The sequence below is a fragment of the Vibrio sp. 2096 genome (assembly GCF_033339595.1).
GTDB classification, from domain to species: Bacteria; Pseudomonadota; Gammaproteobacteria; order Enterobacterales; family Vibrionaceae; genus Vibrio; species Vibrio alginolyticus.
Window position 1 is genome coordinate 563448 of record NZ_JAWOUX010000001.1, and the last position, 26017, is coordinate 589464.

The following is a 26017-nucleotide window of genomic DNA, read 5'->3' on the forward strand; positions in this document are numbered from 1 at the left end:
GTGATGAATAAAGAATTGATGACAGAACAACAACTGCGAGAGCAAATGGTCACTATGGCGCGCTCTATGTTTGAACGTGGCTATGCGACTGGCGGCGCTGGCAACCTTTCTCTAAAACTGCCTAATGGACACTTTCTGGCAACGCCAACTGGTTCTTCGTTCGGCCGCTTGATTGCTGAAGAGCTTTCGGTTGTGGATATTGATGGCAACCATATCTCTGGTGAAAAGCCATCAAAAGAAGTGGCTTTTCATCTGGCGATTTATCGAAATAACTCAAAGTGTAATGCGATTGTGCATCTGCATTCTACTTACTTGACGGCGCTTTCTTGTCTTGAAGGTTTAGATCGCGAGAATGCCATCAAAGCTTTCACACCTTACTTTGTAATGCGCATTGGCGAACTGCCAGTGATTCCGTACCTGCGCCCGGGCGACCCTCAGATTGCTGAAGAACTTGCGCAGCGGGCTAGTGACTACCGAGCTTTCCTCCTGGCGAACCATGGTCCAGTGATCACGGGTACGGACTTTGAAGATGCAGTGGATAACGCAGAAGAGCTAGAAGAGACAGCGAAGCTAGCGTTCATTCTTAAAGATAGCAACATCCGCTACTTAACGGATACTGAGATTCAAGACCTAAAAGGGAGAGGTAAGTAATGGCTAAATTCGCGGCAAATCTGACAATGTTATTCACAGAAGTTCCTTTTCTAGATCGTTTCGAAAAAGCACACCAAGCGGGCTTCAAAGCGGTGGAATACCTTTTTCCATACGCATTCGAAGCGCAAGAACTAGCAAGCAAGATACAGCAGTTTGGTTTTGAGCAAGCGTTATTCAACATGCCTCCAGGTGATTGGGATGCAGGTGAACGAGGTTTTGCAGCTATTCCGGGGCGTGAGGATGAATTTAAAACGAGCGTCGAGACTGCGTTGATGTACGCCAAGGCACTGAACTGTAAAAAGGTTCACGCTATGTCTGGCATTGTTGATTCACGCTTCACTCGTGACCAGCATATTGAAACCTTTATCTCAAACATTCGTTATGCAGCGGATAAGTTTGCCGAACATGGTGTTGAGCTGATGATTGAGCCACTCAACAATCGCGATGTACCGAACTACTTTGTTGCACATCAACGTGAAGCGGTGGAACTCATCAAACAAGTGGCTCGTCCAAACGTGAAATTGCAGCTCGATCTCTATCACGCACAAATTATGGACGGTGATCTGAGTACGTTGATTCGCGATGTGGCGCCATACACAGGCCATATTCAAATTGCTTCTGTGCCTGAAAGGCACGAACCATCGGAAGGCGAACTGAATTACCCACACCTATTCTATGTTTTGGATGACTCTGGTTACCAAGGCTGGATCGGTTGTGAATACAACCCAAGGCATAGCACGCAGCTGGGCCTTAGTTGGGTTAAACCATACCTATAACAATTTTAATTTCTATCCATAAATAACTTGAAACCAATTACAAAAACAAAGGGTCGTGACTATGAATATTATCATAACTGGAGGGGCGGGTTTTCTCGGAACCCTACTTGCCAAATCACTACTAAAAGAAAACAAAGCTGAAAGTATTACTATTGTCGACATTCAAAAGTCGCGCTTAGAGGGCATTGATGACCGAGTCGTTTCTTTAGTCATGGATATGACAAAGCGAGAAAATATAGACCAAGTTATTACTGCCGAAACGACACACATTTTTCATTTAGCGGCAATTGTATCGAGCCATGCTGAGCAAGATTTTGATTTAGGCGTAGCTGTAAATCTGACGACCACACAGTTATTGCTTGAGCGTTGCCGTAAAGTAAACCCTAATATTCGTTTTACGTTTGCTTCATCTTTAGCTGTATTTGGTGGTGATCTTCCGGAAACGATTACACCAATAACAGCACTTCATCCTCAGTCATCCTACGGGACGCAAAAAGCTATAGGTGAGTTATTGGTGAACGACTATGCCCGTAAAGGCTTTGTTAAAGCTGTATCCGTACGTTTACCGACTATTTGTATTCGCCCTGGGAAACCAAACCTTGCCGCTAGCTCTTTCGTAAGCGGAATTATTCGTGAGCCTTTGAATGCTCAAGAATCAAATTGTCCTGTAGACCCTACGCTAAAACTTTGGATATCGAGCCCGTCTAGAGTGGTGGACAATATTCAATATGCAGGGCTAATGCCTTATGAGCAGTTAAATAATCTGTCCTATAGAACGCTTAATTTACCTGGTATTCAAACTACACCAGCTGAGATGATTCAAACAATGGACACTCTAATGGGTAAACAACTTTCTAATTATATTACCTATGAGCATGATGCGGGTATTGATCGTATTGTGAGTAGTTGGCCACAAAAAATTGATTGTACTAAAGAACTGGAGCTTGGATTTAAAGCAGACAGTAATTTCAAGGATGTATTACAACAATTTATTTCTGTTAACAATATGGAGATTGTCTAATGTTACCAACCTCAGTAATTGGACTAATAGTAGCCGTATCAGTCCTTGTTTTTCTTGTATTACGTACAAAAGTACATGTGTTAATTGCGATGTTAATTGCGGCATGTATCGCAGGTATTATTGGTGGGTTAAGTGTTGACGACACGATTGCGACCGTTAGCAAAGGATTTGGTGGAACATTAGGCGGTATAGGGATTGTCATCGGTCTCGGCGTTATGATGGGGGCTATTTTAGAGGCTTCTGGAGCAGGAGAAAGTATTGCCTATAATTTTATAAAGTGGTTAGGAAAAAAGAAAGAAGAGGCCGCTCTTGCTGTAACTGGCTATATTGTTAGCATCCCAATCTTTGTGGATAGCGCGCTTATCATTCTTTATCCAATAGCGAAGTCTTTGTCAAAAACGTCCAATCGCTCGATTTTAACGCTTACGGTTGCTCTGGCGGGCGGCTTGGTCGTAGCGCATCACGCTATTCCGCCGACTCCAGGGCCTTTGGGAGTTGCTGGTATCTTTGGTGTCGATCTTGCCAGCATGTTAGGTTTTGGTTTGATGATCGCAGCGCCTTGTGTCATGGGTATTGTTTGGTATGCAAGATGGTTAGAAAAGCAGTTTCCTGAATTCATTCCAACCGAACATTTCTCGAAGTCTAGTGAGCAACTGATTAATGATCACAAAGAGTACATTGCAAGTAAAGAAGCGAAAGACCTACCATCTTTAAGTAAATCTATCGCTCCAATTATTATCCCAATTTTACTTATACTTGCGAAATCAGTGATGGGTTTATTAGAGGGGACTTTCGGTTTCGAAGGGCTGACTGCAACAACATTTGGTCAATTTATCGCTTTTATCGGCAGCCCTACTATTGCACTATCAATAGCGACGTTATTAGCGGTTTACACATTGGGTAATAACCTTACCAAAGAAGAAGCGAATGAAAAGATGGAACAAGGAATCTCCACTTGTGGCATCATTTTGTTAGTAACAGGAGCTGGTGGCGCGTTAGGTGCCGTATTGCGTGAAACGGGTGCGGGCGCAGAGATTGCTAACCAAGTTGCAGGGCTTCCTATTTCTGCGGTTATGATTCCATTTATTATTGCGACGTTAGTTCGTATTATTCAGGGCTCTGGTACAGTCTCCATGATAACCGCTGCTTCTATATCTGCCCCAGTTTTAGTGAATATTCCTGACGTTAACCTTTTATTCGCAGCGACGGCAGCTACGATGGGATCTCTATTTGCTGGCTACTTTAATGACTCGCTATTCCATATTGTTAATCGATTAATGGGGGTGACTGAGGTTAAGAAACAACTCATTATTTGGACTATTCCAACAACAATTGCTTGGGCTATTGGTGGTTCATTAGTCATGATTCTTAACTTATTCTTCGGATCTCATGGTTCAATCTTTGATCCTGTGTTACCACTTGCTGTACTTTTGGGGTGTGTTGCATTTACAAAATCTTACAGCGCTAAGCACGTCGAATTACAAGAGGTATAAAGGTTTACTTGTACTCTTCCATAAAGTAAAAACCTATCACAATATGTATTTTTATCAGATAGTTTAGAGTTTTTTAATAATATGAACGGCCCTATGTTTGGGCCGTTTTAGTTCTTATAAATAAACTATTTAACTTGAACCGATATAGGTTCCATTTTCAACTTAATCAATATGAAATGGAATTGTTATTTCCCGCTTAGTAAGCGATTACATATAAAGGATATATTCGAGTGTAACCCTAGTGACTTTACTCTAGCGAAGTAGGGTTACTTTATATAAGAGTCCAGTACTTTTAATACGACTTCCATATCTTTTTCACGTTGAGTTTTGTCTTCCTCAAGTACGACGTGTTCAAGTAAGTGACCTTTAATTACTTCTCGCATCAAACCATTTACTGCCCCCCGAATAGCGGCAATCTGCTGCAACACATCTTGGCATTCATGCTCTTCTTCCAGCATTTTTTTAAGTCCATTCACCTGACCCTGTATTTTACTGACTCGAGTGTTGAGCTTCTTTTGATCTCTGGTTGTATGCGACATGTCTTATCTTCTTTAAGTTACGGGCAGAGTTATTCTAACTGATAATGTAGCACTCAATTTATACTGGGGGGTAGTATTTAATACTAGGGGGGAGTATAGTTTGCGATAAATTAGAATCAACAACAGAGAACAACAATGGATTTTGTCGCGTTACTACAACAAGGTAATGGGTGGTTCTTTATTCCCAGTGCCATTTTGCTTGGCGCTTTGCATGGTTTAGAACCTGGGCACTCTAAAACGATGATGGCGGCGTTCATTGTCGCGGTGAAAGGAACGGTCAAACAAGCCGTGATGCTGGGTTTAGCTGCCACACTTTCTCACACTGTAATTGTATGGTTAATCGCTGTTGGCGGGATGTATATTAGCCAGAAATTCACCGCTGAAGCGGCTGAACCATGGATGCAACTTATGTCTGGGGTCATTATCGTGACAACCGGCGTATGGATGTTTTGGCGGACATGGAGCGATGAGCGAGCTTGGAACAAAGCTCAGGATCATGCTCGCGATTGGACGACGCAAGTTGTGGATACAGGACATGGGCATGTTTCGCTTTCGATTACAGAGGAAGGGGAGCATCACCGTTTCCAGTTGCGAACACTCAGCGGTAAACCTTTAACTGCTGAAGGTATCAAGGTTTCGGTATCGAGTGATGGTTATCAACCTGCTGATATTTATCACTTTATAGAGCGTGATGGATACTTGGAATCGGCGTCTTGCATTGAAGTCTCTAATGGACTTTCTGTCACTTTGATCATCGGGCACCATGATCATACCCATGACTTTGATGTACATTTCCGTCCTGGTTCTCATTTAGAAAGCGAAGATAAGGAATATCAAGATGCTCACGAGCGCGCTCACGCTTTAGACATTCAAAAGCGCTTTGAGAATCGAGACGTGACGAATGGGCAAATTCTGCTGTTTGGATTAACGGGCGGTTTGATTCCATGCCCTGCTGCGGTAACGGTTTTGCTTATCTGTTTGCAGCTTAAGGCAATGACTCTTGGTGCGACTTTAGTTGTGTCATTCAGTATTGGCTTAGCCTTGACTCTGGTTGCTGTTGGCGTTGTGGCAGCAGTGGGCGTGCAAAAAGCGACATCTAAATGGAGCGGTTTGAATGATGTTGCACGTCGAGCTCCTTACTTATCGGGCGTCTTGATCAGTGCAGTTGGTTTATACATGGGTATGCATGGATACATATCGCTGACGAGCTAAACTCTGTGGTAAAGATTTTTTTCCTTTCTTTTTTATGGGCAATGGCTTCATGCCTTGGTTTGCATATTTTGCTGCCGATTCTTGATTGAGAATTACTCGATCTGACATCGCTGCCATATCTACAAACCAAGTCATTCTCGCTTCACCAAACATCTCGTATTACAACCGCTGCGATTGTGGCTCTAATATCTGAACCTGAGATACTAAATGATAAAACGGGAGCACTGACCACAGCGCTCCCGACGGTCAAAACGCTAATTAGAAGTCTTTTCTTTAATGTTCGATACCAATTTGGTCGCATAGTTAAATTTAACTATGCAAACGTTTCCTTTTGCGTACTCGTCCCTTCGCCAAACCTCGTAGAAATGTGACGTTTTGAAGACTTTTTTTCCTTCTGTCTAAAGTAATCGGGAACCAAGCAGATACATAGTTATAAAGTTATGTCTTGCTCTGCCAAACAGACCCAAAATGCAGTTTGGTTGGTTTTGGAGAAGAAAGGCTTAGCGCTCGATTAATGAGCATCAATTGAATTGTATTGAGACAATTATAATGAAAAGAATCATCTTATTAGCAGTCTGCGCCATGTTTGGTATTGCTGTCGTGGCGAGTATGGCATCAACGTACCTAATTTCGAGTCAGAAAATCGATGACATCATCTTAAACAAATCCCAAGTTCAAGCTGAGTTTCTAGCGGGAAATGCGAGTTATATTTTGGAGAACTCAGCCAATCCAATGCAAGATTTACAATCGCTTGTTGAGGGGCTGAAACAACGTTCAGACGTGAGTTATGCCGTTGTAATTGACCGTAACGTAACGGCAGTAGCCCACAGTGATAAGCACAAGCTGAACAAAACCTATAACGATGAATATACTGTTGAAGGCGCGACGAGAGGTGTTCAACAGTACTCAAAGTGGTATGCCGATGTCCAGAAAGTATGGGTGTTTGACATCATGGCACCAATTTATGTGGATGGTCAGTTATACGGTACTTTTGATATTGGTATTCCTATTACCGAAGTGAGCCAAGCGACGAATGGAATTATTACTTACCAGTTGATCTCTATGGTGGCGATCTTCGTTATGTGTGTTTTGATTCTGTCACTTCTGCTAAATAAACTGATGAGACCGCTTTCTGCGCTTAAAGACGCTCTACAAGACATCTCAAAAGGAGACGGAGACTTAACCGTTCGTTTGCCAGCGAAAGGTAATGACGAAGTCGCGCAAATTTCTTCTGCTTTCAACGTTTTTGTTGGGAAAGTACATGAGATTATTACACAAGTTGTAAATACTGGTGTGGAGCTTAATAGTTCAGCTGTCGCTTTGCGTGGGCAATCTCAGCAAGCGCTCACAAGAGGGCAAGAGCAGAACGAGCAAACCATGCTGGTTGTCACATCCATGAACGAAATGATTGCGACGGTCAATGAAATTGCCTCCAATGCTGCCGGAGCGGCAAATGCTGCGAGTGCAGCAAGTAATGAAGCGCAAGATGGCTACACGACGCTAGAAAGAACCAAAACGGCGATGACTAATCTTGAAAACGAGATGAACAGCACTTCCAACATTATCGTGAGTCTTGCTGAAAATACTCAGTCGATTGGTAGTATTCTAGAGGTGATTAGAGGTATTTCGGAGCAAACCAATCTATTGGCTCTCAATGCGGCTATCGAAGCTGCACGCGCTGGTGATGCCGGCCGAGGTTTTGCAGTAGTCGCTGATGAAGTTCGCAACCTAGCGACTAAAACGGCTCATTCTACCGATGAAATTGACAATATGATTCACCAGCTACAAACTGAAGCTCAAAGTGCGGTGAATTCAATGAGTAATAGTAAGACTCTTATTGAAGAAGGAACGGCAGAAACTGAGTTAGCTCGACAGGCTTTAGAAGCAATAGCTGCACAAGTGACGACTATTTCAGATATCAATACTCAAGTAGCAACCGCAACAGAACAGCAATCAACGGTAGCAAACGAAATTAATATGAACATGGATACCGTCAGCCACTCAGTGAAAAGTGCGCTAACGGCGAGTGAGCAACTAGAAGAATCAAGTCAACAACTCGCGGAGCTATCGCGAACACTCGATCGTCACGTGGGAGCGTTTAGAATCTAAACGCCAACTGACCCTCTTTAATAAAAAGCCAGTAAATGTTAATTGCTGGCTTTTTTATTTGAAAAAATCGAGTCTCAAATCGCTTAGCGGTGTCTGTCCTTTCTAAACGATAAAACAAAATATGATAAATTAGTTGAGTAAAGCTTAGCTAAGCGTTAAGTTTCGCATTTTGCTTTAAATGTTCAACAAATATAGATATTTTCTTAGCTACATGTTTTCTAGACGAGTAAAAGGCGTAAAGCACTAAATCCTCAGGTTCGTACTCTAGAGTGACGATTTCTAGCTCACCATTTTTGATCTCATTTTGGCATGACTCAATTGGCAATATTGCGTATCCAAGCCCTGATAACGCGCCATATCTGGCGAGATGACCGCTGTTTACTTTGAATGAAGATTGCACAGTTTGAGTAATATGGCCCCCAACAGGGTTTCTGAATACCCATGGTGCACCATTTACTGCGGTAAGCGTCGTGATGCAGGGAACATGACTTAGATCCGTAATTTTGTAAGGGGTGGCGTATTTCTCAATTAGTTGAGGCGCGGCTAAAATGGCACTGGGCCAGCGTTTTATCTCTCTCGCCACCCAGTTACTGTCTGACAAAGTCCCTCTATGAAAACTCAAAATGACATCAAAGCTGTCAATAACATCATCTTTAGGGTTTAGCGTTGTATCGCAAGACAAAGAGATTGACGGGTATTGCGTGCAAAAGGTGACAACCGCTTTGGCCAGTACAGGTGTGTCTGGCATAAGAATTCGCAGTTTCCCTGTTACCGTGTGTGAGTGGCGCGTTACCGTTTCTAGTGCGGCGTTGAGTTGCTCCAATAACGGATGAGTGCTGCTATAGAGCTCTTCTCCAGCCTCGGTAGGCGTCATTCGCCTTGTTGTTCTATTGAACAACCTAATGTTTAACTTTTCTTCAAGCAGGGCAATGTGTCGGCTGATATTTGATGTTGGTATGTTCAAACACTCAGCGGCTCGCTTAAAGCTGTTGTTCTCATAAACACAGTGAAAACTTTTTAACCAGATTTGGTCAACGTTATCAAACATTTCATTATCCCACTTTATTGGATTATCAAGCCAGCATATCGCACTTTATCCCTGTACTAAGTTACATACAATTTTATTTACAAGTTTAAGCGAACAAACAACGAGATATCGCGCTAGAACGTAATCAATAGTGGTGAATTTATGAGCTGGTTAGAACGGTTATTTGAGAATAAAAATATAATAGGTTCGCGCAAAGCGTCTATCCCTGAGGGCGTTTGGACAAAGTGTCCTGAGTGTGAACAAATACTTTATCGTGCCGCGTTAAAAGAAAATTTGGAAGTATGCCCTAAATGCTCATATCACATGAGAATGGCTGCGCGTCAAAGGTTGATCTCTTTTCTGGACCATGGAACACAACAAGAGTTGGCAAGTGAGTTGGAGCCACAAGATATTTTGGGTTTTAAAGACTTAAAGCGATATAAAGAGCGAATTGCTTTAGCACAGAAAACGACTGGAGAAAAAGATGCGTTGGTGGTGATGGAGGGCAAGTTATTGGGGCTGCCTGTTGTTGCGTGTGCATTCGAATTCTCTTTCATGGCAGGCTCGATGGGCGCAGTGGTTGGCGAGAAGTTTGTCCGAGCAGTTGAAAGCGCAATTAATACAAAATCTGGGTTAGTATGTTTTTCCGCTTGCGGAGGGGCGCGCATGCAAGAGTCTTTGGTGGCACTCATGCAAATGTCAAAAACCAGCGCCGCGTTAAACCACTTATCTGAGCACAGATTACCCTATATCTCAGTATTGACGGACCAAACTTATGGTGGCGTCTCGGCGAGTTTAGCCATGTTAGGAGACATCAATATTGGTGAACCTAAAGCAAGTATTGGCTTTGCGGGAAGACGGGTCATTGAGCAAACGGTACGTGAAAAGCTACCAGACGAGTTTCAGCGAAGTGAATTTTTACTAGCGCATGGTGCGCTAGATATGATTGTCGATAGACGTGAAATGCGCGATCGCGTTGGCCGCTTACTGGCTAAGTTAACCAACGCGAGGGTGGTCTCAGAATAGGTTGTATTAAAGTTAGACTTAGTACTTGCGTTTATTGAGCCGTAATCATTACAAACCGTTCATTTTGCCCCCATCTTGGTTCCGCATTCATTAGGCTGAGATCCAACGCCGTTTGGTATGGGTCAACAGCAAAATGGTCGCTTACTAACCCCCAGAGCATCCAGTTGATTGCGGTTTCATTCTCGGTAAGCTCTTCGAGTGGCGCTTGGAGGAAAAAGTACTCATCTTCGCCATCGTAACCGAGCCGATCATAGATAATGTTGCGTAGCTCTCGATCCAAATCATGTTGGAGGTTGATTGAGTCGTACAGTTGCTCTTCTGTTGGGCCATTCTCATGGTGATAAACATTGCGTTTTGACTCTTTGTGTAAAGTACCTGCGCCAGTTTCAATGCTTACTTTCTTTTGCGAGTGTTGCTCAAGAACTTGAATGATTTCATCCTCTAGTTGATCGAGTTTACTCAGCAAAACTTGATTGTTTATGTCACCAGCGGGGGAGGCCATCGTTTGGAAGGCTTTCACTCTCTCGTAGACTGCTTTCCCGTGAGGAAGGGCTGCAAAACACTGTTCTTGGAGCGCTTCATTGGCTTGCCAAATGCCCGAGTAGAGCTCGTAATCATGTGTATATGGTGGAAGCTCTTCAGTATCTTCCCCTAATAATTCTCGCCAGCGCTTTTGCCACTGTTCTTCTTTTGCGTGTTTTACACGCGCGTATTGCTTAACCCAGCGGTTACGAAGTTTTACCCCAAAAATGGCAAGTCCCCATGGAGCGAGCAAATAAAAATAATAGTGAGAAGAGTTATCCCAAAAGTAACCGTAAACGTAAACACCAAAAGCAAGCACCCAAGTTCCAATAGTACAAGCAATAACCCCGGACATTATTGATGATTGGCGCTTTGTTTCTCTTAATGTATTACCTTCAGCACATAACCAAAAAATGCCGCCAAAAACAAAGGCAAACGTTGTCATGAAGTAGGCAATCCCCGCTCCCAAAAATCCCCAAAGTGACATGTATTATCCCTAGCCAAATATCTGCTTTATTCACTCATCAATGACTGGAGGAGTAAATGTGTTTGATTTGGCGGAGAATTTACCATTAATGCCAACCTTTTGATATGCACTCTATGACTTATTGGGAATGAGTCACAAATAAAAATAGATGGTATCAAGCATCAAAATTTAATTTATAACCTTTGATTGTCGTGAACTTTATCTGGAAGAGTTAAGGGGGGCGTTTAAGGGCAATTTTCCTCATAAAGTCGTTATTTAGAAAAAGGTAAATTAATGTTTTTATTGATAATTGTGAGTTTTTTGGAGTGGGATTGCTCCCATTTAATTAGAGTAAAAGACCTATTTTTGGGAGCGGTTTCATAAATTTTATGACACTGATTTCACTGTTTGAGCTGTAAAGAATATAAACCCCCACTCAATGTATGTTAATAATCAATGAGTGTTGTTATGTCTCATATCCGTTTTTTCCCGCGCCATCGTTTGGCGCTTGCTTGTATGCTAGCGAGTGTGTCTGGCTTCTCTTTTGCACAAAATCAGTGTGCGGTTGCTGATTTACAACAATCGCGAGATCTGGCTACTGCCGTTTCTGGTGCTGAGTATGATTGCTACCACGCTTGGTTTTCAGCACCTTCAGAAACGCTGAATGATATCTATAGTGAAGCGAGCCTAAGCCGTATCCAAGTCGCGCTGGATCAAGAAATTGCTCGCTATCGTGGTGAAGCAGATCAAGCTCGTATTCTAGAGAACCTAGGCGAATTTATTCGAGCGGCCTACTACGTTCGCTACAACGCTGGTACTGGTACACCTGAGTTTTCGCAAGCGTTGAGTCAGCGTTTTGCTCAGTCGACGAACCTATTCCTAAACAACCCTCATGCTTTGGATCAAGGTCGTGAACAAGTTGGTGCAATGAAGAGCCTGACTTTGATGGTTGATAACGTTAAGCAGTTGCCGCTGACCATGGATAGCATGATGGCCGCATTGATGCACTTTAATCGTGAAACCGCGCAGGACACGCAATGGGTCGATGGTTTAAACAACTTGTTCCGCTCTATGGCAGGCCATGCGGCGAACGATGCGTTCTACCGATACATGGCAAACAATACTCACCATATTGATACGTTGGTGAAATTCGCATCTGATAATGCTTGGGCATTAGATACGGATGCAAGCTTTATCGTTTTCAATGCATTACGTGAAACTGGTCGTTTGCTCGCGAGCCCAGATCAGGAGACCAAACGCAAAGCATTGGCAGTAATGCAACAGGTGATGCAGCGTTATCCACTGGGTAGTGAGCATGACAAACTATGGCTTGCTGCCGTTGAAATGATGAGCTACTACGCACCAGAAGGCCTAAATGGTCTGAATATTGAGCAAGCCAAGCAAGATTTAGCTGCACGTGTAATGCCAAATCGTTTTGAATGTCAGGGACCTGCCATTATTCGCTCTGAAGATCTGACTGATGCTCAAGCAGCGAAAGCGTGTGAAGTGCTAGCGGCAAAAGAAGCCGACTTCCATCGAGTTGCGAATACGGGTAATCAACCTGTCGCTGATGATTTGAATGATCGTGTTGAAGTGGCGGTATTCGCGAGTAACGCTAGTTACGTTGATTACTCTTCATTCCTATTTGGTAATACCACGGACAACGGTGGTCAGTACCTAGAAGGTGACCCTTCAAAAGCGGACAATAGTGCGCGTTTCGTCGCTTATCGCTACGCGAATGGTGAAGATCTCTCTATCTTGAACCTAGAACATGAATACACGCACTATTTAGATGCACGATTTAACCAATACGGTTCGTTCAGCGATAACTTGGCTCATGGTCATATTGTTTGGTGGCTAGAAGGTTTTGCTGAATATATGCATTACAAGCAAGGTTACCAAGCTGCGATTGAGCTGATTGCAGATGGTAAACTGAGCCTTTCCACTGTGTTTGATACCACGTACTCTCACGATACCAATCGTATCTATCGTTGGGGTTATCTAGCTGTTCGATTCATGTTAGAAAATCATCCACAAGACGTCGAAAGCTTGTTGGCATTGTCGCGCTCTGGCCAGTTCGAACAATGGGCACAGCAGGTGACGTCTTTAGGTCAACAATACGATGCTGAGTTTGAACGTTGGTTGGACACATTAAAAGTGGAACCTGAGCAACCTGGTACAGACCCAGAAGAACCAACAGAACCAACAAGCCCTGAAGCAAAAGTGACTGAATTGACGGCGAACCAAAGCCTTCAGCTCAGTGGCGAAGCATACAGCGAAAAACTGTTCTACGTTGATGTTCCAGCCAACACCGTTAACTTCAATGTATCTATTGAGGGTGCGGGTGATGCGGATCTTTACATGAGCTACAACAAAGTCGCGCATTACTATGATTTCGAAATGAGTCAATATGCTGATGGCAGCAATGAAGAGATTGTGTTTGAACCAGAGCAAGATGGTTACGTTAAAGCGGGTCGTTACTACATCAGCTTAACTGGACGTGATAGCTATGACTCAGTGAATCTTGTGGCTGCGTTAGAAGTGGAAGCGCAAACACCGCCAACCCAAGTGCAAGATGATTTAGCACCTGTGGTATTAGAGTCTGGTGAAGCCAAAATGCTTACCGTTCACAAGCAGCGTTATGCAGCAGTTTATGTGCCTGAAGGTGTTGAAGAGGTTCGTGTATGGCTAACGGCTCACTCTCAAACTGGTAATGTCGATCTATACGCGAGTAGGGAGCATTGGCCTACAGTAGAGCAGCACGAGTATGCGTCCAACTATGCAGGCAGCAATGAATACCTTGCGATTCCTGTTACTGAAGCAGGGTACGTGCACTTCGCTCTTCAGGCTCCAGAGCAAGGCGATGACGTTGAAATGCTAGTGCACTTCAACTAAAAAAATTCGATTAACTAAAGTCGAGATAAAACGTCGCTGATACAGCGACGTTTTTGTTTATATCGGACACGATTATAAACAAACAGCGGCGAATGCTAGTTAATCGGCTGATCTATCGAGTTATCAGTTGCCCTTTTTCTAAACGACTTTAAGTTTGTATTGCAATTTACCGAGTACATAAACTTTTTTAGCGACGCGTTCTGTGACCTAGCTTCTGATTTGTGCTTCCCAAATGGATACAATATATATGCACCCCGTGCAATAAAGTGAAAAGGGAAAGACATGAAAACGCTTATTTATGAAACGTTGATTAGCCTTGCTAACCAAGAACCAGAACAACATGCAAGAATCCGACAAAATCTCTATGAACAGTTGGATCTGCCGTTCGATAAGCAGCTGGCTTTGTATTCTTGTGCCCTTGGTCCTGCAAGTTCAGGCAAGTTGGAGAGCAGTCAAGGCATTAACAACGCGGTAGATTGCGCGGTTAAACTGCTTGAAACTCCTGAGCGCTAATTCACTCGTTGTTTTAATCACGGCCCGAACCCCAAGGGCCGTTTTTAATTGCGGTTAAATTGATTTCAACGTCGTTATTACTCTGCTCTTTCCGCTAGCACTTCTTTGAATGCAAACATGCCGTTTAATGCCGCGGGAAAACCTGCGTAGACGGACATCTGCAAAATGATCTCTTTAATCTCATCCTCGCTACAGCCTACATTCAGCGCTGCATTTAAGTGCACTTTTAGTTGCGGCGCGCAATTCCCCATTGCCGTTAGCGCGGCGACGGTTGCGATTTCTCTCGATTTTAGGTCTAAGCCCGGGCGAGCATAAATATCGCCAAACGGATACTCAATGGTGTACTGAGCTAAATCAGGACAAATATCTTGTAAGCTTTCGATGACATTATGACCAGCGTCGCCATCAATTTGAGAGAGTAGTTCTAATCCTTTGTTAAAGCGTGATTGTTCCATTGGTATGTTCCTAGTGAATAAATGTAAACACACCTTAATCGTTAGAGTTAACTCTAAGTCAACGAACTTTTCCGCTTTTATACAAGGCAATTTTTTCTTCTAGAGCCGATAAGTGCTTTTTCTGTTGCTCAATGTGGCGTTTGAGGTTTTCTTGGTGTTGTTCTAACAGGGCTTGACGTTGTGGTACAGATTGAGAGCCGACTTCCCTTAATTTGGCATACTCTAGAATCTCTTCAAGTGGCATTGCAGTTTCTTTTAAACGCTTAACAAAGCTTATCCAGTTTAGATCTTTCGAACTATACATTCGATGTCCACTCGCGTTTCTATGGACATGTTTAAGTAAACCGATTTTTTCATAGTATCGAAGTGTATGAGCAGATAGCCCGACGAGGTCAGAAAATTCTTTGATATTCATTATTATCCTCCAAGGTAGAGCATACCCCATAGAGATAAGCTAAGTTTCGCATTTTGAAGTCATTTCGGGACAGATACAAACAGAAATCTTTAGTCTTTTAACGCTAGGTATGGTGATTTACTGGATTTTTGAAACGCGCCAAACGTGATCCATCTGCCAGTTTCGTTTTATTAACAATTGATTACTCAACGGGTTGGCTTGGCTATTTTTATCCTTTGGGCCTATTTTAGGGCGTACATAGGTCTTATGTTCTATCTTTTTAAATTTAAGTTTTTGTTAATCAAAACAATGCCTTAGTTTTGTGTTGGTCTGTTCGGGTTGTATGTCGTGTGCCCGTTATTCACTCAGAACGATTTATCGCTGTGCAATGGATGAGTCGCTACGCCTTCGATTTCAGCCTTGAGTTAGTGCTAAAAGGGTGAGTGCCTCTGATGAATAGCTTTTATAATTTCGATTATTGAATTCACTCACAAAAAAATGCAAACAAGTAATCGTGAGTGGAAACGAGCAGGAGAACAACATGAGTGGCTCACAGGAAACACAATCATTCGGTGCAAACGTTATCTTACATGCGTTTGATTGGAAGTATGCTGACATTGCCCAACGAGCAAAAGAAATCCGCAAGCTTGGTTATGGCTCTGTGTTGGTTTCGCCACCAATGAAAAGCGCACACGATGAGCGCTGGTGGCAGCGTTATCAACCACAAGATTATCGTGTTATCGATAATGCCTTGGGTGATACCAAAGATTTTATTCATATGGTTCGTGAACTGGAGCAAGTTGGTGTGTGGGTTTATGCCGACGTAGTGTTTAACCATATGGCAAATGAGGCCCACCTTCGCAGAGACCTTCAGTACCCAAGACAAGAGGTCTTGGAGGAATACCAGAACAACAAGCAGAAATATCAGTCGCTAGCGTTGTTTGGCGATCTATCTCAACCACTTTTTGATGAAGAGGACTTTGTTGAAGCATTCGGCATTAAAGACTGGAAAGATAAGTGGCAGGTTCAAAATGGACGTATCACAGGTGGGCCAACCGACCCTGGCTTGCCAACTCTTCGTGTTTGTGACCATGTCGTTGAACAGCAGCGAGCGTACCTAACGGCGCTGAAAGCTATTGGTGTGAAAGGTTTTCGTATTGACGCTGCGAAACACATGACGTTAGAGCATCTTAAGCGTGTTTGGACAGACGACATCACGCGGGATGTGCATATATTTGGTGAAATTATTACCGATGGCGGTGCGACGGAAGAAGAGTATCAGCTGTTTCTTGAGCCGTATCTACAGGAAACTCGCCTAGGTGCGTACGATTTCCCTTTGTTCTCAACCATGTTTAAGGCGTTTGCTAAAAAGGGCAGCTTCAAGTCTCTGATTGATCCCTATTGTTTTGGTCAGGCTCTGTCCTCCGGTCGTGCGATTACATTTGCTATCACACATGATATTCCTAACAATGATGTCTTTCTTGATCTCATCATGGACGAGGAAAACGAATGGTTAGCTTATGCCTATATTCTAGGCCGAGATGGTGGTGTGCCGTTGATTTATACCGACTTAAACACCAGCGGTATTAAAGGTAAAAATGGTCAGCCAAGATGGCAAGGTGCATGGAGCGATCCGAGAATGGCAAAAATGATCCAGTTCCATAATATGACGCATGGCGAGCCGATGAGTGTTCTTGAAGGTAACGATGACATGCTCGTACTTAAGCGAGGTGACAAAGGTATTGTGGTGCTTAATAAATCACAGCGTCAACAGTCTTTGACATTAAAAATCGATGGTAATTGGGTTGATTTGATGACAGAACAAATCATTCCAACTGACGGTAAGTTAATCGTACCATCTAAGTCGTCAATGTTACTCGTCGCGAACTAGAAGATGTACACACCGAGGTTAGCAACTTCGGTGTGTATGTTTTTCATCGTCATTCACGTTCTGCTGAAGTTCAATAGAAACTCAAACTCTCTCGTTTTTGCTAGAAATTTATGAGCACTCGTTAACGCAACATTCTGCTTTTAAAAAACCAATTACGTCATCTAAGCACTGATACTCTGCAACACAAAAAAGGGTTCTACCCTCGCGGCGCTGGGTGAGAAGACCAGCTGAAGCAAGGCTCGAGATATGATGAGAGAGAGTGGATGCTGGAATGCCAAGCTTTTCTTGTACGCCGCCTACCGCGATACCTTTGTATCCCGCTTTGACGACTTCTTTGTAAATACTTAAACGAGTCGGATGCCCTAACTCTTTTAGTGCTTTAGCAACGGCTTCAAGCTCCATACTGACCTCTAAAGAATGACCACAGTAATTTTGTTTCGATAATAGGGAAAGTCTCGGTAAATGCCAACTATTACGATCTCAGAACAATTTAAATCAGATGAGATTCATACTGGCTCATGCCTTCATGACAACAATTGTCTGTTCTAATGAGACAGATCAATCTTCATTATTATTTCACGCCACGTTCAAAATCCCTCGTCTACACTCAATGTTGAGTTGTCAGTTGGCAGACCAAGGAGGCGGCCATGATTGCGGTTCATAGAGATTATTGTTTGTCTAACAGTTCGGAGTTACATGCCCACGTTAAAGTCAACCCTGTTGGTAAATTAGAAGTTGAGATTGTTGAACTTCAAGAGCGCCACACCACAGAGTTTGATGATTTGTCTTTTGAGAGTCGTGGGTGTGAAACTCGAATCTGTGGTAAAGAAGACACAACTCCGTGGCAGTTCAATCTTGCAGTTACTGATGCGTTAGAGCTTTCTCATTTAGTGGAAGAAGCAAACGAAGAGTATGAGATTTTAATGAATGATCTTATGTAATATCGAGAAGATCATTTTATCCTGCACGGCGTGTGGCTCTGTACTGAAAAAATAAAAACCTCCCAAGCGGGAGGTTTTTAATATGGAGTGCGTTATCGTTGGATAGGCTCTTCTCTTGGTGGTGTTAGCTCTTGGACGTTATCTTCATTAAAGTCATCGGCGTAACCTTTAGGTGGCGGTGTCCAACCTCGTTCTGACCGCGATAGTTTGTCATGACGATCTTTTTGCATCTCTTCCGCCATTTTCTCCTCTAACTGAATAAACAGTTGTCGGAAATTGTTGTCATAGCGTTCACCTTCAGAATCATCTTCCCAAGCTTTGTAGAGTATTTCTGACTTACGTGCTTCAACACGCTTATATGTCGCCTTCTGTTGTTCAACAAAGAAGGGGTGAATGCCAAGTGCTTTCATTGTGTGACCGCCCATCTCCAATGCAGAATGGTAGGTCTCTGATTCAATAATATCAGCTCCCGCTTGACGCAAAAGATAGCCATGTCCACGGTCAAAGGCACGTGCAATCACTGTTACTTTTGGGTACGTGTGCTTAACGTACTTCACCAGTTCTACACTCGATTCTTGGTTATCAATCGCCACAACCAACGCAGCGGCGTGCTCAATGCCGGCTGTATGTAGCATATCTGGTCGAGTCGCGTCGCCAAAATAGGCGCGAGTGCCAATCTGGCGCATGTTATCGACTTGGTCAGATTGATGGTCAAGTACCACGGTAGTCACGCCGTTTGATACCAATAGGCGATTCACTATTTGTCCAAAGCGGCCGATGCCGGCGATGATCACCGTGCCTGTTTCCTCAATCGTATCGCTTTCGCGTTCATTTGACTGGCTTTCAAAGCGCGGCAGAATCACTCTATCAAACAGAATAAACAAACCTGGTGTCAGGAACATCGAAATCGCAACCACTAACGCAAGAGTTTGTGAAAGTTCAGATGGGATGACGTGGTTTTGCACTGAAAAGCTTAGAAGCACAAAGCCGAATTCACCTGCTTGAGCCAAGCTTAGGGTAAACAGCCAGCGGTTGCTGCCTTTCACCCTAAATATCAGTGCAAGAATAAACAGCACCAAGGCTTTCAAAACCATCACGCCAATGGTCAATGCCATGACCAACCAGAAATCACCAAAAAGGACCGAGAAGTTGATCCCTGCGCCAACGGTAATAAAGAACAGACCTAACAATAGGCCTTTAAATGGTTCGATATTGGATTCTAACTCGTGGCGGAATTCACTGTTCGCCAATACAACGCCAGCCAAGAAGGTTCCTAAGGCAGGAGATAAGCCCACTAAACTCATCAGTGCAGCGATACCAATGACAAGCATGAGTGCAGTTGCGGTAAAGATTTCTCGCAAACCAGAGCTAGCCACATAATTGAGCAGAGGTCGACTTAAAAAGTGTCCACCAACGACGACGATTGCAATCGATGCTGTGATTACGATGCCGTATGCCCAGCCTGGCAACCCCGCAACGAGGCTTAATTCTTCATGGTGCGCTGCGGCTGTTTGAGCCGCGGACTGTGCCTGTTCAATTAATTCAGGTAAGGCCAATAGAGGAATGAACGCCAACATTGGTATCACTGCAATATCTTGAAAAAGCAACACGGAGAAAGCGTTTTGTCCACCTTCCGTCTTCGTTAATCCTTTTTCGCTAAAAGTTTGCAAAACAATCGCAGTAGAAGAGAGGGCGAAGATCAAACCTATGGCTAAGGCTATGGTCCAAGGCTGGTCAAAATACAAGGCAATACCCATAATCGCCGCGACGGTACCGCCGACTTGCAGACCTCCTAAACCCATTAAGCGATTGCGCATCGCCCACAACATTTTGGGTTCGAGCTCTAAACCAACGAGAAACAGCATCATCACCACGCCAAACTCGGCAAAGTGCTGGATTGTTGTTGTTTCTTCACCGACTAAACCGATAATTGGGCCAATGACCACACCTGCGATGAGATAGCCTAAAACGGACCCAAGTCCCAAACGCTTAGCAAGTGGGACTGCAATTACAGCAGCAATCAAATATACGAAGGCTTGTAAGAATATCCCTGTCATGAAGCCTCCTTAATGAGCTCTGGCAATGCGCTGTTAAGCTTGATTAATGACGCCGCAGCTTCAACATCCAACCTATCTTCGACTAAAGCTGTTAGCAGGCTCTTGTACCGCTCAACATGACGAGGGATTCGCCCTTCTTCATCTGCTGTACGTGCGCCAAACATCGCGAGAGGGGCAATGTAGTTCATGCCGGTCAGTGCGGACATTTGTTCAATAGGCGCAAGCAGTTGACGAATCGTAAAGTGGTTGTAGCCCTCTGCCTTATAAGCTTCTTCTTTGCCCCCTGCAGACAGCACACAAAGCATGGTCTTGCCTTGCAGTGCTGTGCCATCTGTACCGTAAGCAAAGCCATATTCCAAAACCAGATCTTGCCACTCTTTTAAAATCGCAGGCGTTGAATACCAATATAGTGGGAATTGGAAAATCACCACGTCATGCTCACGTAAGCGTTGCTGTTCACGGTCGATATTAATATCGAAACGAGGGTATTCGCCATAGAGATCAACACATGTCACGCCTTCAATTTTTTGAGCTTCTTTGAAAAGTGGAGTATTCACTTCTGAACGATGCTGGGAAGGATGAGCAAAGAGAATGAGTACTTTTTTATTTGCCATAGGGATCCTTGCTATCTAAATAACCATGCCCAGTAGGAGCGCGGGTTGGTTAGAAAATGTAACTCATAAATGATCGCCAAGCTAGTTTGGAAAACTGTTTAAGCTGTTTCAATATCAATAAAAAACCACCAAATAAATTGGTGGTTTTGGGAAGCGTTACGTTTTACTAATCATGAATAGGGACGACTAGAATATCCACCGGTGACTTGTTAATTAAGTGTCTGGAGTAAGAAATAATCTTGCTCCAGAAATCTTGGTGGTGACCACAAATCAGAAGATCCACTTCTTGCTCTTTAATGGTGACCTCTAATTTATCAGCCAAGTCGCCAGTACCTACGAAGAAATGTTTAAGTGGGTAATCCATGTAATCACTAAATGTTTTTAAACATTCCATTGAATGCTCATTCAACGGCCTTTGATCCGGGTTTTCTTTAATGTCTACAAGCTCACGATAGATTTCTCCGTGCGTACCATCAATATGAATAAAGGAGATATCGGAGTCGAGATAGTTTGCCATTGATACCGCTCTGTCGATAAGCACGGTGCTTTCATCTGACAGTTCGAGTGCAACAAGGATATGTTTGTATTTCATAACCACGCCCTTATGTGGATTATCTTTACCCTAAGCATAGTATGGCTTGGATAAAAATTGTGTTGCTAAGATCTCGAAATTGTTCAAAGACTTGTTAAAAAGTTAATGTGATATAACAACTTACTGTGAAACTTTCTTTTTGTTCACATTTGGTTAGAAAGCTTGCTTCTTGAACAAAAAAGCGGCTACACTCTGCGCATCATTTCTCTAGGAGATTACGCCAACATGAAGAACTAAACCTGTTATCCATATTTTTACTTATTTTTTGGATCTGCAGGGTTAGTAGGCGTAGCTCACTTTCCGATATTTCTTTGCAACAAGACGACTTTTTGATTTGACGTATATCGTCGAACTTTACATAGAGCTTAATGCGTTTGTGCAAGCGTTTTGTTGCAATTTCAAATCATAGCTACGGCTGTTGTCCCTGTCATACAGGAGGCAAATTATGCTAGTTTTACAAGCTTTTAATGTTAGCCATCAGTTTGATAATGGCGATACGCTATTCCAGTCTATTTCTTGTTCCATGACTAAACGACGTGTTGGTTTGGTTGGGCGCAATGGCATCGGCAAGTCGCTTTTGGCTTCCATTTTAGCGGGAGAAATTCAGCCTGCCAGCGGTGTTGTGACTGCTCCCTCTTCTTTCATGATGTATTGCCAGCAGCCGTCTGATCTGCTTTCAGGTCAGCAATCGATCGCCCAGTTTCTGGGCAAAGATGCGGTCTTACATGCTTTGAAGCAGATTGAACAAGGTGATGTTTCTGAGCATTGGTTCGAACTGGTTGGCGAACAGTGGGATATTGAACTGAAACTCAAACAGCAGCTTGCTGCGATGGGCTTGCCGCAAGACCCTGATTTCTCTTGTGCTCGGCTCAGTGGTGGTCAGTTGGCGCGTTTGCAGTTATGGCAGTTATTTGAAAACGAAACGGATCTTTTGATTCTCGATGAGCCATCCAATCACCTCGATACCGAGGCGAAACAATGGCTGATAGAGTCTATGACGCATTTCAGCGGTGCGATTTTACTCATCAGTCACGATCGTGAGCTGCTGCGAGAGATGGAGGAAATTTGGGAGCTATCGGGCCTAGGTTTACAGGCTTTTGGTGGAAATTACGATGTGTACGCCGAGAAAAAACGCACTGAACTGCAAGCGGTCGAGAGGCAGTTAGCGCAAGTCGATAAACAGAAAAAACGGTTAGCCGAGCAAGCCCAGAAAAATCGCGAAAAAGCAGACCAACGCGCCGCGCAAGGGAACAAACTGCGCAAAGACGGCAGTCAGCCCAAAATTTTGCTTGATGGAAAAAAGGATAGCGCGACCGCCAGCGCTTCAAATCGCAATAAGAATGAGCAACTCAGACAAGCGCATTTACAAGCCAAAGAACAGGCGTTGAAATCGCGACATGAGCAACTCAAGGCGCAAAAGCTTTATCTTACAGATAATCCGAACCGTTCGCGAAAAGTGTTGTCGATACAAGAAGGTATATTACCTTTTGGGAATTCTACGCCTATCACGTTGCAGATTTTTGCGAACGACAAAGTCCATCTCAAAGGGAGAAATGGCTGCGGAAAATCAACCTTGTTAAAGACGTTGCTTGGCGAGTTATCGTTGCAGAGTGGTGAGTTGCAAGTGAATACACCTTTGTACTATCTCGACCAACATTTTGGTGCAGTGAATCCAAATCTTTCGTTACTTGAGAACGTAATGGAGAGCTGCCAAGAGATGACGGAAAGTGAAGCGAGGACCTTATTGGCCGGGATCGGTTTTCGTCGAGATGCTGTGTTTCGATTGGGGCGCCTACTGAGCGGTGGCGAGAAGATGAAGCTCGCGATGCTGATAGTCAGCAACCAAAATTCTCAGCCTTTGCTGCTGCTTGATGAACCAGATAACCATCTCGACCTCGAGTCAAAAATAATGCTTAGTCAGGCGTTAAATGTATACAAAGGTGGATTTGTTCTGATCAGTCACGACCAAGATTTCGCTTCTGAGTCTGGGGTTTTGCGCCAAATCGAGCTGACTTAGACGAAAGAGAGTAAACGCCATCGTGGCTCTTCAGTATTGTTCCCAAGTTCTACACTTCCACTTACTAGTTTGTAGAACTGGAAGGAAATGAGGGAGTTAGGATGGCTTTCACAACTCGTTTAATGAAATTAGATTCATTTTGTCGATATATAGTAGAGTTCTGATGTATTGCACAAAAAGACAACAGAAAAATAAAAAGGAATTTCATGAAAAAGAACACCCTAGCACTCACAACGGCTCTCGCACTCGGAAGTGTGTTGTCGGTGGCGTATGCAAATGAAGCGGCGCAATCGTCGGTTGAACAGGTAACCCCGAAAACCATCACGTATCCAACCACACAAAAAGTGGATGTTGTCGATGACTACTTTGGTACAAAAGTGAGTGATCCTTATCGCTGGTTGGAAGACGATCTCAGCCCAGAAACCGCAGAATGGGTTAAGGCACAAAATGCAGTGACGTTTGATTATCTGGCGAAAATCCCTTACCGCGAGCAGATTGAAGAGCGCATTACTAAGCTCATGGATTACGAAAAACAAAGCCAGCCGTTCAAAGAGGGTAAGTTCACTTACTTCTACAAAAATGACGGGTTACAAAACCAAGACGTGCTTTATCGGCAGCTAGGTAATGGTGAAGCAGAAATTTTCCTCGATCCAAATACTTTTAGTGAAGATGGCACCACATCGTTAGCGGGAGTGAGCTTTTCACGAGATGGATCTTTGGTTGCATACAGCATTTCGGAAGGCGGTAGCGATTGGCGCAAAGTCATTGTGTTAGACACAGAAACCAAAAAGCCCGTCGGTGAAACGCTGGTGGATATTAAGTTCAGTGGCATCAGTTGGCTCGGCAATCAAGGCTTCTATTACTCAAGTTATGACAAGCCAAAAGGGAGTGAACTTTCCGCGAAGACAGACCAACACAAGCTCTACTTTCATAAACTAGGGACGAAACAAAGTGAAGACCAATTAATTTTCGGTGGTGTAAAGGACGAAAAGTATCGCTACGTTGGGGGTTACACGTCGGAAGATGAACGCTACTTGTTTATCTCAGCCAGCGTATCGACGTCGGGCAACAAACTGTTCTTCAAAGACCTGAGTAAGCCAAATAGCCCGCTGAAAACCATTTTAGATAACACCAGTTCTGATACTTGGGTGATAGACAACCAAGGCACGAAACTGTACTTGGTTACGAACCTTAATGCACCGAACAAACGCGTCGTGACGGTGGATGCAAGTCAGCCGCAGCCCAAAAACTGGAAAGATTTGATTCCTGAAACAAAGAACGTGTTACGTGTTTCTACCGCGGGTGGCAATTTGTTTGCGAGCTATATTGTTGATGCGATCTCGATGGTGAAGCAATACGACATGAACGGCAAACTCATCCGAGAAATCAAATTGCCTGATATTGGCAGCGCATACGGTTTCTCGGGGAAAAAAGAAGAAACCGAAGTCTACTACTCTTTCACCAACTACAAGATGCCAAGCACTACCTATCGTCTGAACATCAAAGATGGTGATAGCGAGGTGTACTACAAATCTAAAGCGCCATTTGACCCTGTTTTGTATGAATCTCGCCAGGTGTTTTACACCTCAAAAGACGGAACAAAAGTGCCGATGATCATCACCTATAAAAGAGGGACACCGATGGACGGCAGTGCACCAACCATCCTATATGGTTATGGCGGTTTCAACATTAGCCTCACGCCATCTTTTAGCCCGACACGTGCGGCTTGGTTAGAGCTTGGTGGTGTTTACGCGGTAGCGAACATTCGTGGTGGTGGGGAATATGGCAAAGAATGGCACAACGCTGGCATTCAAATGCAAAAGCAAAATGTGTTTGATGACTTTATTGCTGCGGCTGAATTCCTAATTGATGAAAAGGTAACGTCATCAAACAAGTTAGCCATTAACGGTGGATCGAATGGTGGCTTGTTAGTAGGGGCCGTTATGACGCAACGTCCAGAGCTGTTTAAAGTGGCGCTGCCAGCAGTCGGCGTACTGGATATGCTGCGTTACCATACTTTTACCGCAGGTGCTGGTTGGGCGTATGACTACGGCACGGCAGAGCAAAGTAAAGAGATGTTCCAATATCTGAAAAGTTATTCGCCGGTGCACAATGTAAAAGCAGGGGTGGAATACCCAGCAACATTGATTACAACCGGTGATCATGATGACCGTGTTGTTCCTGCTCACTCATACAAATTTGCTGCTGAGTTGCAATCGAAGCAAGCGGGTTCAAATCCGACCTTAATTCGCATCGAAACCAATGCAGGACATGGTGCAGGTACACCAACGCGTAAAATAATTGAGACAAATGCAGATATTTATAGTTTTGCACTGTTCAATATGGGAATAGAGAAACTGCAATAGTGCGAATTGTTTGCGTTTTAGTTATCGAAACGCATCGGCGCTTTATCGCTCGATAATAAAAGGGAATCACAGAGAGTGATTCCCTTTTTATTTATTATAGGCCTACTATTCTAATCTGATGCTAGGCTAATCAAACTAAGGTTTTTAAATTATTATAATGTTCTAATTAATCTGAAGAGTGTTGTACGATCGAAATGAAACATTGATCGCGATCACCTAAATCCATTGCACTCTCTATTTATATGGTAAAATTAATTAATCATTTGTTCTAATGATAATTGAATTTTCATAAGTTTTAATATTTCCTTCTTCATTGGTATTACCAAATTTCAAGTTATATAAGATATAAGTAGCGGTGATTGAACTTTTACGATGCTTTATTTTATTTTAATTAAAACGTCGAATGTTTCGTCATTATTGAATTTGCTTTGATAATTTAT

At 43.5% G+C, this 26017-nt stretch carries 22 protein-coding genes; 13 read left to right on the forward strand and 9 right to left on the reverse strand.

All coding sequences use genetic code 11. The features are described from left to right. Positions 1 to 3: 3 nt before the first annotated feature. The 4 genes from R7Q41_RS02485 to R7Q41_RS02500 all read left to right on the forward strand — a co-directional run bounded on the left by R7Q41_RS02485 (position 4) and on the right by R7Q41_RS02500 (position 3941). Entirely contained in the window at positions 4 to 651 is a 648-nt protein-coding gene (locus R7Q41_RS02485) for an aldolase (RefSeq protein WP_005385078.1), read from the forward strand. Continuing rightward, positions 651 to 1427, forward strand: a complete 777-nt coding sequence (gene otnI / locus R7Q41_RS02490; RefSeq protein WP_042521549.1) for a 2-oxo-tetronate isomerase — start codon at positions 651 to 653, stop codon at positions 1425 to 1427. The genes R7Q41_RS02485 and otnI overlap by 1 nt, the downstream gene beginning before the upstream one ends. Before the next feature lie 61 nt (positions 1428 to 1488). Beyond that, complete coding sequence (gene denD / locus R7Q41_RS02495) at positions 1489 to 2448, forward strand: D-erythronate dehydrogenase (protein ID WP_017635260.1); 960 nt, start codon at positions 1489 to 1491, stop codon at positions 2446 to 2448. Continuing rightward, complete coding sequence (locus tag R7Q41_RS02500; protein WP_005375369.1) at positions 2448 to 3941, forward strand: GntP family permease; 1494 nt, start codon at positions 2448 to 2450, stop codon at positions 3939 to 3941. The genes denD and R7Q41_RS02500 overlap by 1 nt, the downstream gene beginning before the upstream one ends. A gap of 266 nt (positions 3942 to 4207) precedes the next feature. Here R7Q41_RS02500 and rcnR read toward each other — a convergent pair whose 3' ends face one another. Further along, positions 4208 to 4480, reverse strand: coding sequence for a Ni(II)/Co(II)-binding transcriptional repressor RcnR (gene rcnR, locus R7Q41_RS02505; protein WP_005375370.1), 273 nt, complete (start codon positions 4478 to 4480; stop codon positions 4208 to 4210). Positions 4481 to 4615: 135 nt separating this feature from the next. Between rcnR and R7Q41_RS02510 the strand changes: the two genes are divergently transcribed. Next, positions 4616 to 5692 (forward strand): nickel/cobalt efflux protein RcnA, encoded by a 1077-nt coding sequence (locus R7Q41_RS02510; RefSeq protein WP_213906917.1) that lies wholly within the window; start codon positions 4616 to 4618, stop codon positions 5690 to 5692. A gap of 549 nt (positions 5693 to 6241) precedes the next feature. Next, positions 6242 to 7801, forward strand: a complete 1560-nt coding sequence (locus R7Q41_RS02515) for a methyl-accepting chemotaxis protein (protein ID WP_017635256.1) — start codon at positions 6242 to 6244, stop codon at positions 7799 to 7801. Between the two features lie 148 nt (positions 7802 to 7949). Here the strand turns inward: R7Q41_RS02515 and R7Q41_RS02520 are convergent, their stop codons facing one another. After that, positions 7950 to 8849, reverse strand: coding sequence for a LysR family transcriptional regulator (locus R7Q41_RS02520; RefSeq protein ID WP_053303804.1), 900 nt, complete (start codon positions 8847 to 8849; stop codon positions 7950 to 7952). Between the two features lie 141 nt (positions 8850 to 8990). Between R7Q41_RS02520 and accD the strand changes: the two genes are divergently transcribed. Next, positions 8991 to 9854 carry an acetyl-CoA carboxylase, carboxyltransferase subunit beta gene (accD, locus tag R7Q41_RS02525; RefSeq protein ID WP_017821534.1) on the forward strand — a complete coding sequence of 288 codons (864 nt, stop codon included), beginning with the start codon at positions 8991 to 8993 and terminating at the stop codon, positions 9852 to 9854. A 31-nt stretch (positions 9855 to 9885) separates the two neighbouring features. On the opposite strand, the gene R7Q41_RS02530 is transcribed toward accD, so the two are convergent. Continuing rightward, a complete protein-coding gene (locus R7Q41_RS02530; RefSeq protein ID WP_053303803.1) occupies positions 9886 to 10863 on the reverse strand; it encodes a hypothetical protein in 978 nt (325 codons plus the stop codon). A gap of 447 nt (positions 10864 to 11310) precedes the next feature. On the opposite strand from R7Q41_RS02530, the gene R7Q41_RS02535 reads away from it, so the two are divergent. Together R7Q41_RS02535 and R7Q41_RS02540 are read left to right on the forward strand one after the other, a co-directional pair. Further along, positions 11311 to 13737 carry a M9 family metallopeptidase gene (locus tag R7Q41_RS02535; protein ID WP_318107745.1) on the forward strand — a complete coding sequence of 809 codons (2427 nt, stop codon included), beginning with the start codon at positions 11311 to 11313 and terminating at the stop codon, positions 13735 to 13737. Between the two features lie 282 nt (positions 13738 to 14019). Further along, positions 14020 to 14250, forward strand: a complete 231-nt coding sequence (locus tag R7Q41_RS02540; protein WP_005375384.1) for a PAS factor family protein — start codon at positions 14020 to 14022, stop codon at positions 14248 to 14250. Between the two features lie 77 nt (positions 14251 to 14327). Here the strand turns inward: R7Q41_RS02540 and R7Q41_RS02545 are convergent, their stop codons facing one another. Both R7Q41_RS02545 and R7Q41_RS02550 read right to left on the reverse strand, forming a co-directional pair. Further along, positions 14328 to 14705: a carboxymuconolactone decarboxylase family protein gene (locus R7Q41_RS02545; protein WP_042521541.1), complete on the reverse strand. Its 378-nt coding sequence runs from the start codon at positions 14703 to 14705 to the stop codon at positions 14328 to 14330. A 58-nt stretch (positions 14706 to 14763) separates the two neighbouring features. Continuing rightward, entirely contained in the window at positions 14764 to 15120 is a 357-nt protein-coding gene (locus R7Q41_RS02550; RefSeq protein WP_005375386.1) for a MerR family transcriptional regulator, read from the reverse strand. 520 nt (positions 15121 to 15640) lie between these two features. Between R7Q41_RS02550 and R7Q41_RS02555 the strand changes: the two genes are divergently transcribed. Further along, the gene (locus R7Q41_RS02555) at positions 15641 to 16990 is read left to right on the forward strand and encodes an alpha-amylase family protein (protein WP_318144336.1); all 1350 of its coding nucleotides are present in this window, start codon (positions 15641 to 15643) and stop codon (positions 16988 to 16990) included. A 108-nt stretch (positions 16991 to 17098) separates the two neighbouring features. Here the strand turns inward: R7Q41_RS02555 and R7Q41_RS02560 are convergent, their stop codons facing one another. Then, positions 17099 to 17392, reverse strand: coding sequence for an ArsR/SmtB family transcription factor (locus R7Q41_RS02560; RefSeq protein ID WP_005375388.1), 294 nt, complete (start codon positions 17390 to 17392; stop codon positions 17099 to 17101). A 245-nt stretch (positions 17393 to 17637) separates the two neighbouring features. Here R7Q41_RS02560 and R7Q41_RS02565 point away from each other — a divergent pair, with 245 nt between their 5' ends. Further along, positions 17638 to 17931, forward strand: coding sequence for a hypothetical protein (locus R7Q41_RS02565; protein WP_005375389.1), 294 nt, complete (start codon positions 17638 to 17640; stop codon positions 17929 to 17931). 92 nt (positions 17932 to 18023) lie between these two features. Here R7Q41_RS02565 and R7Q41_RS02570 read toward each other — a convergent pair whose 3' ends face one another. From R7Q41_RS02570 to R7Q41_RS02580, 3 genes are all read right to left on the reverse strand, one after another. After that, entirely contained in the window at positions 18024 to 19988 is a 1965-nt protein-coding gene (locus tag R7Q41_RS02570; RefSeq protein WP_238843678.1) for a monovalent cation:proton antiporter-2 (CPA2) family protein, read from the reverse strand. Next, positions 19985 to 20602, reverse strand: a complete 618-nt coding sequence (locus tag R7Q41_RS02575; protein WP_005375391.1) for an NAD(P)H-dependent oxidoreductase — start codon at positions 20600 to 20602, stop codon at positions 19985 to 19987. The genes R7Q41_RS02570 and R7Q41_RS02575 overlap by 4 nt, the downstream gene beginning before the upstream one ends. 166 nt (positions 20603 to 20768) lie before the next feature. Continuing rightward, positions 20769 to 21194 (reverse strand): universal stress protein, encoded by a 426-nt coding sequence (locus R7Q41_RS02580; RefSeq protein ID WP_005375398.1) that lies wholly within the window; start codon positions 21192 to 21194, stop codon positions 20769 to 20771. A 445-nt stretch (positions 21195 to 21639) separates the two neighbouring features. On the opposite strand from R7Q41_RS02580, the gene R7Q41_RS02585 reads away from it, so the two are divergent. Together R7Q41_RS02585 and R7Q41_RS02590 are read left to right on the forward strand one after the other, a co-directional pair. Then, entirely contained in the window at positions 21640 to 23211 is a 1572-nt protein-coding gene (locus tag R7Q41_RS02585; protein ID WP_025768497.1) for an ATP-binding cassette domain-containing protein, read from the forward strand. Between the two features lie 206 nt (positions 23212 to 23417). Then, on the forward strand, positions 23418 to 25577 hold the full coding sequence (locus R7Q41_RS02590) for a prolyl oligopeptidase family serine peptidase (protein WP_318144337.1): 2160 nt from the start codon (positions 23418 to 23420) through the stop codon (positions 25575 to 25577). Positions 25578 to 26017: the final 440 nt, after the last annotated feature.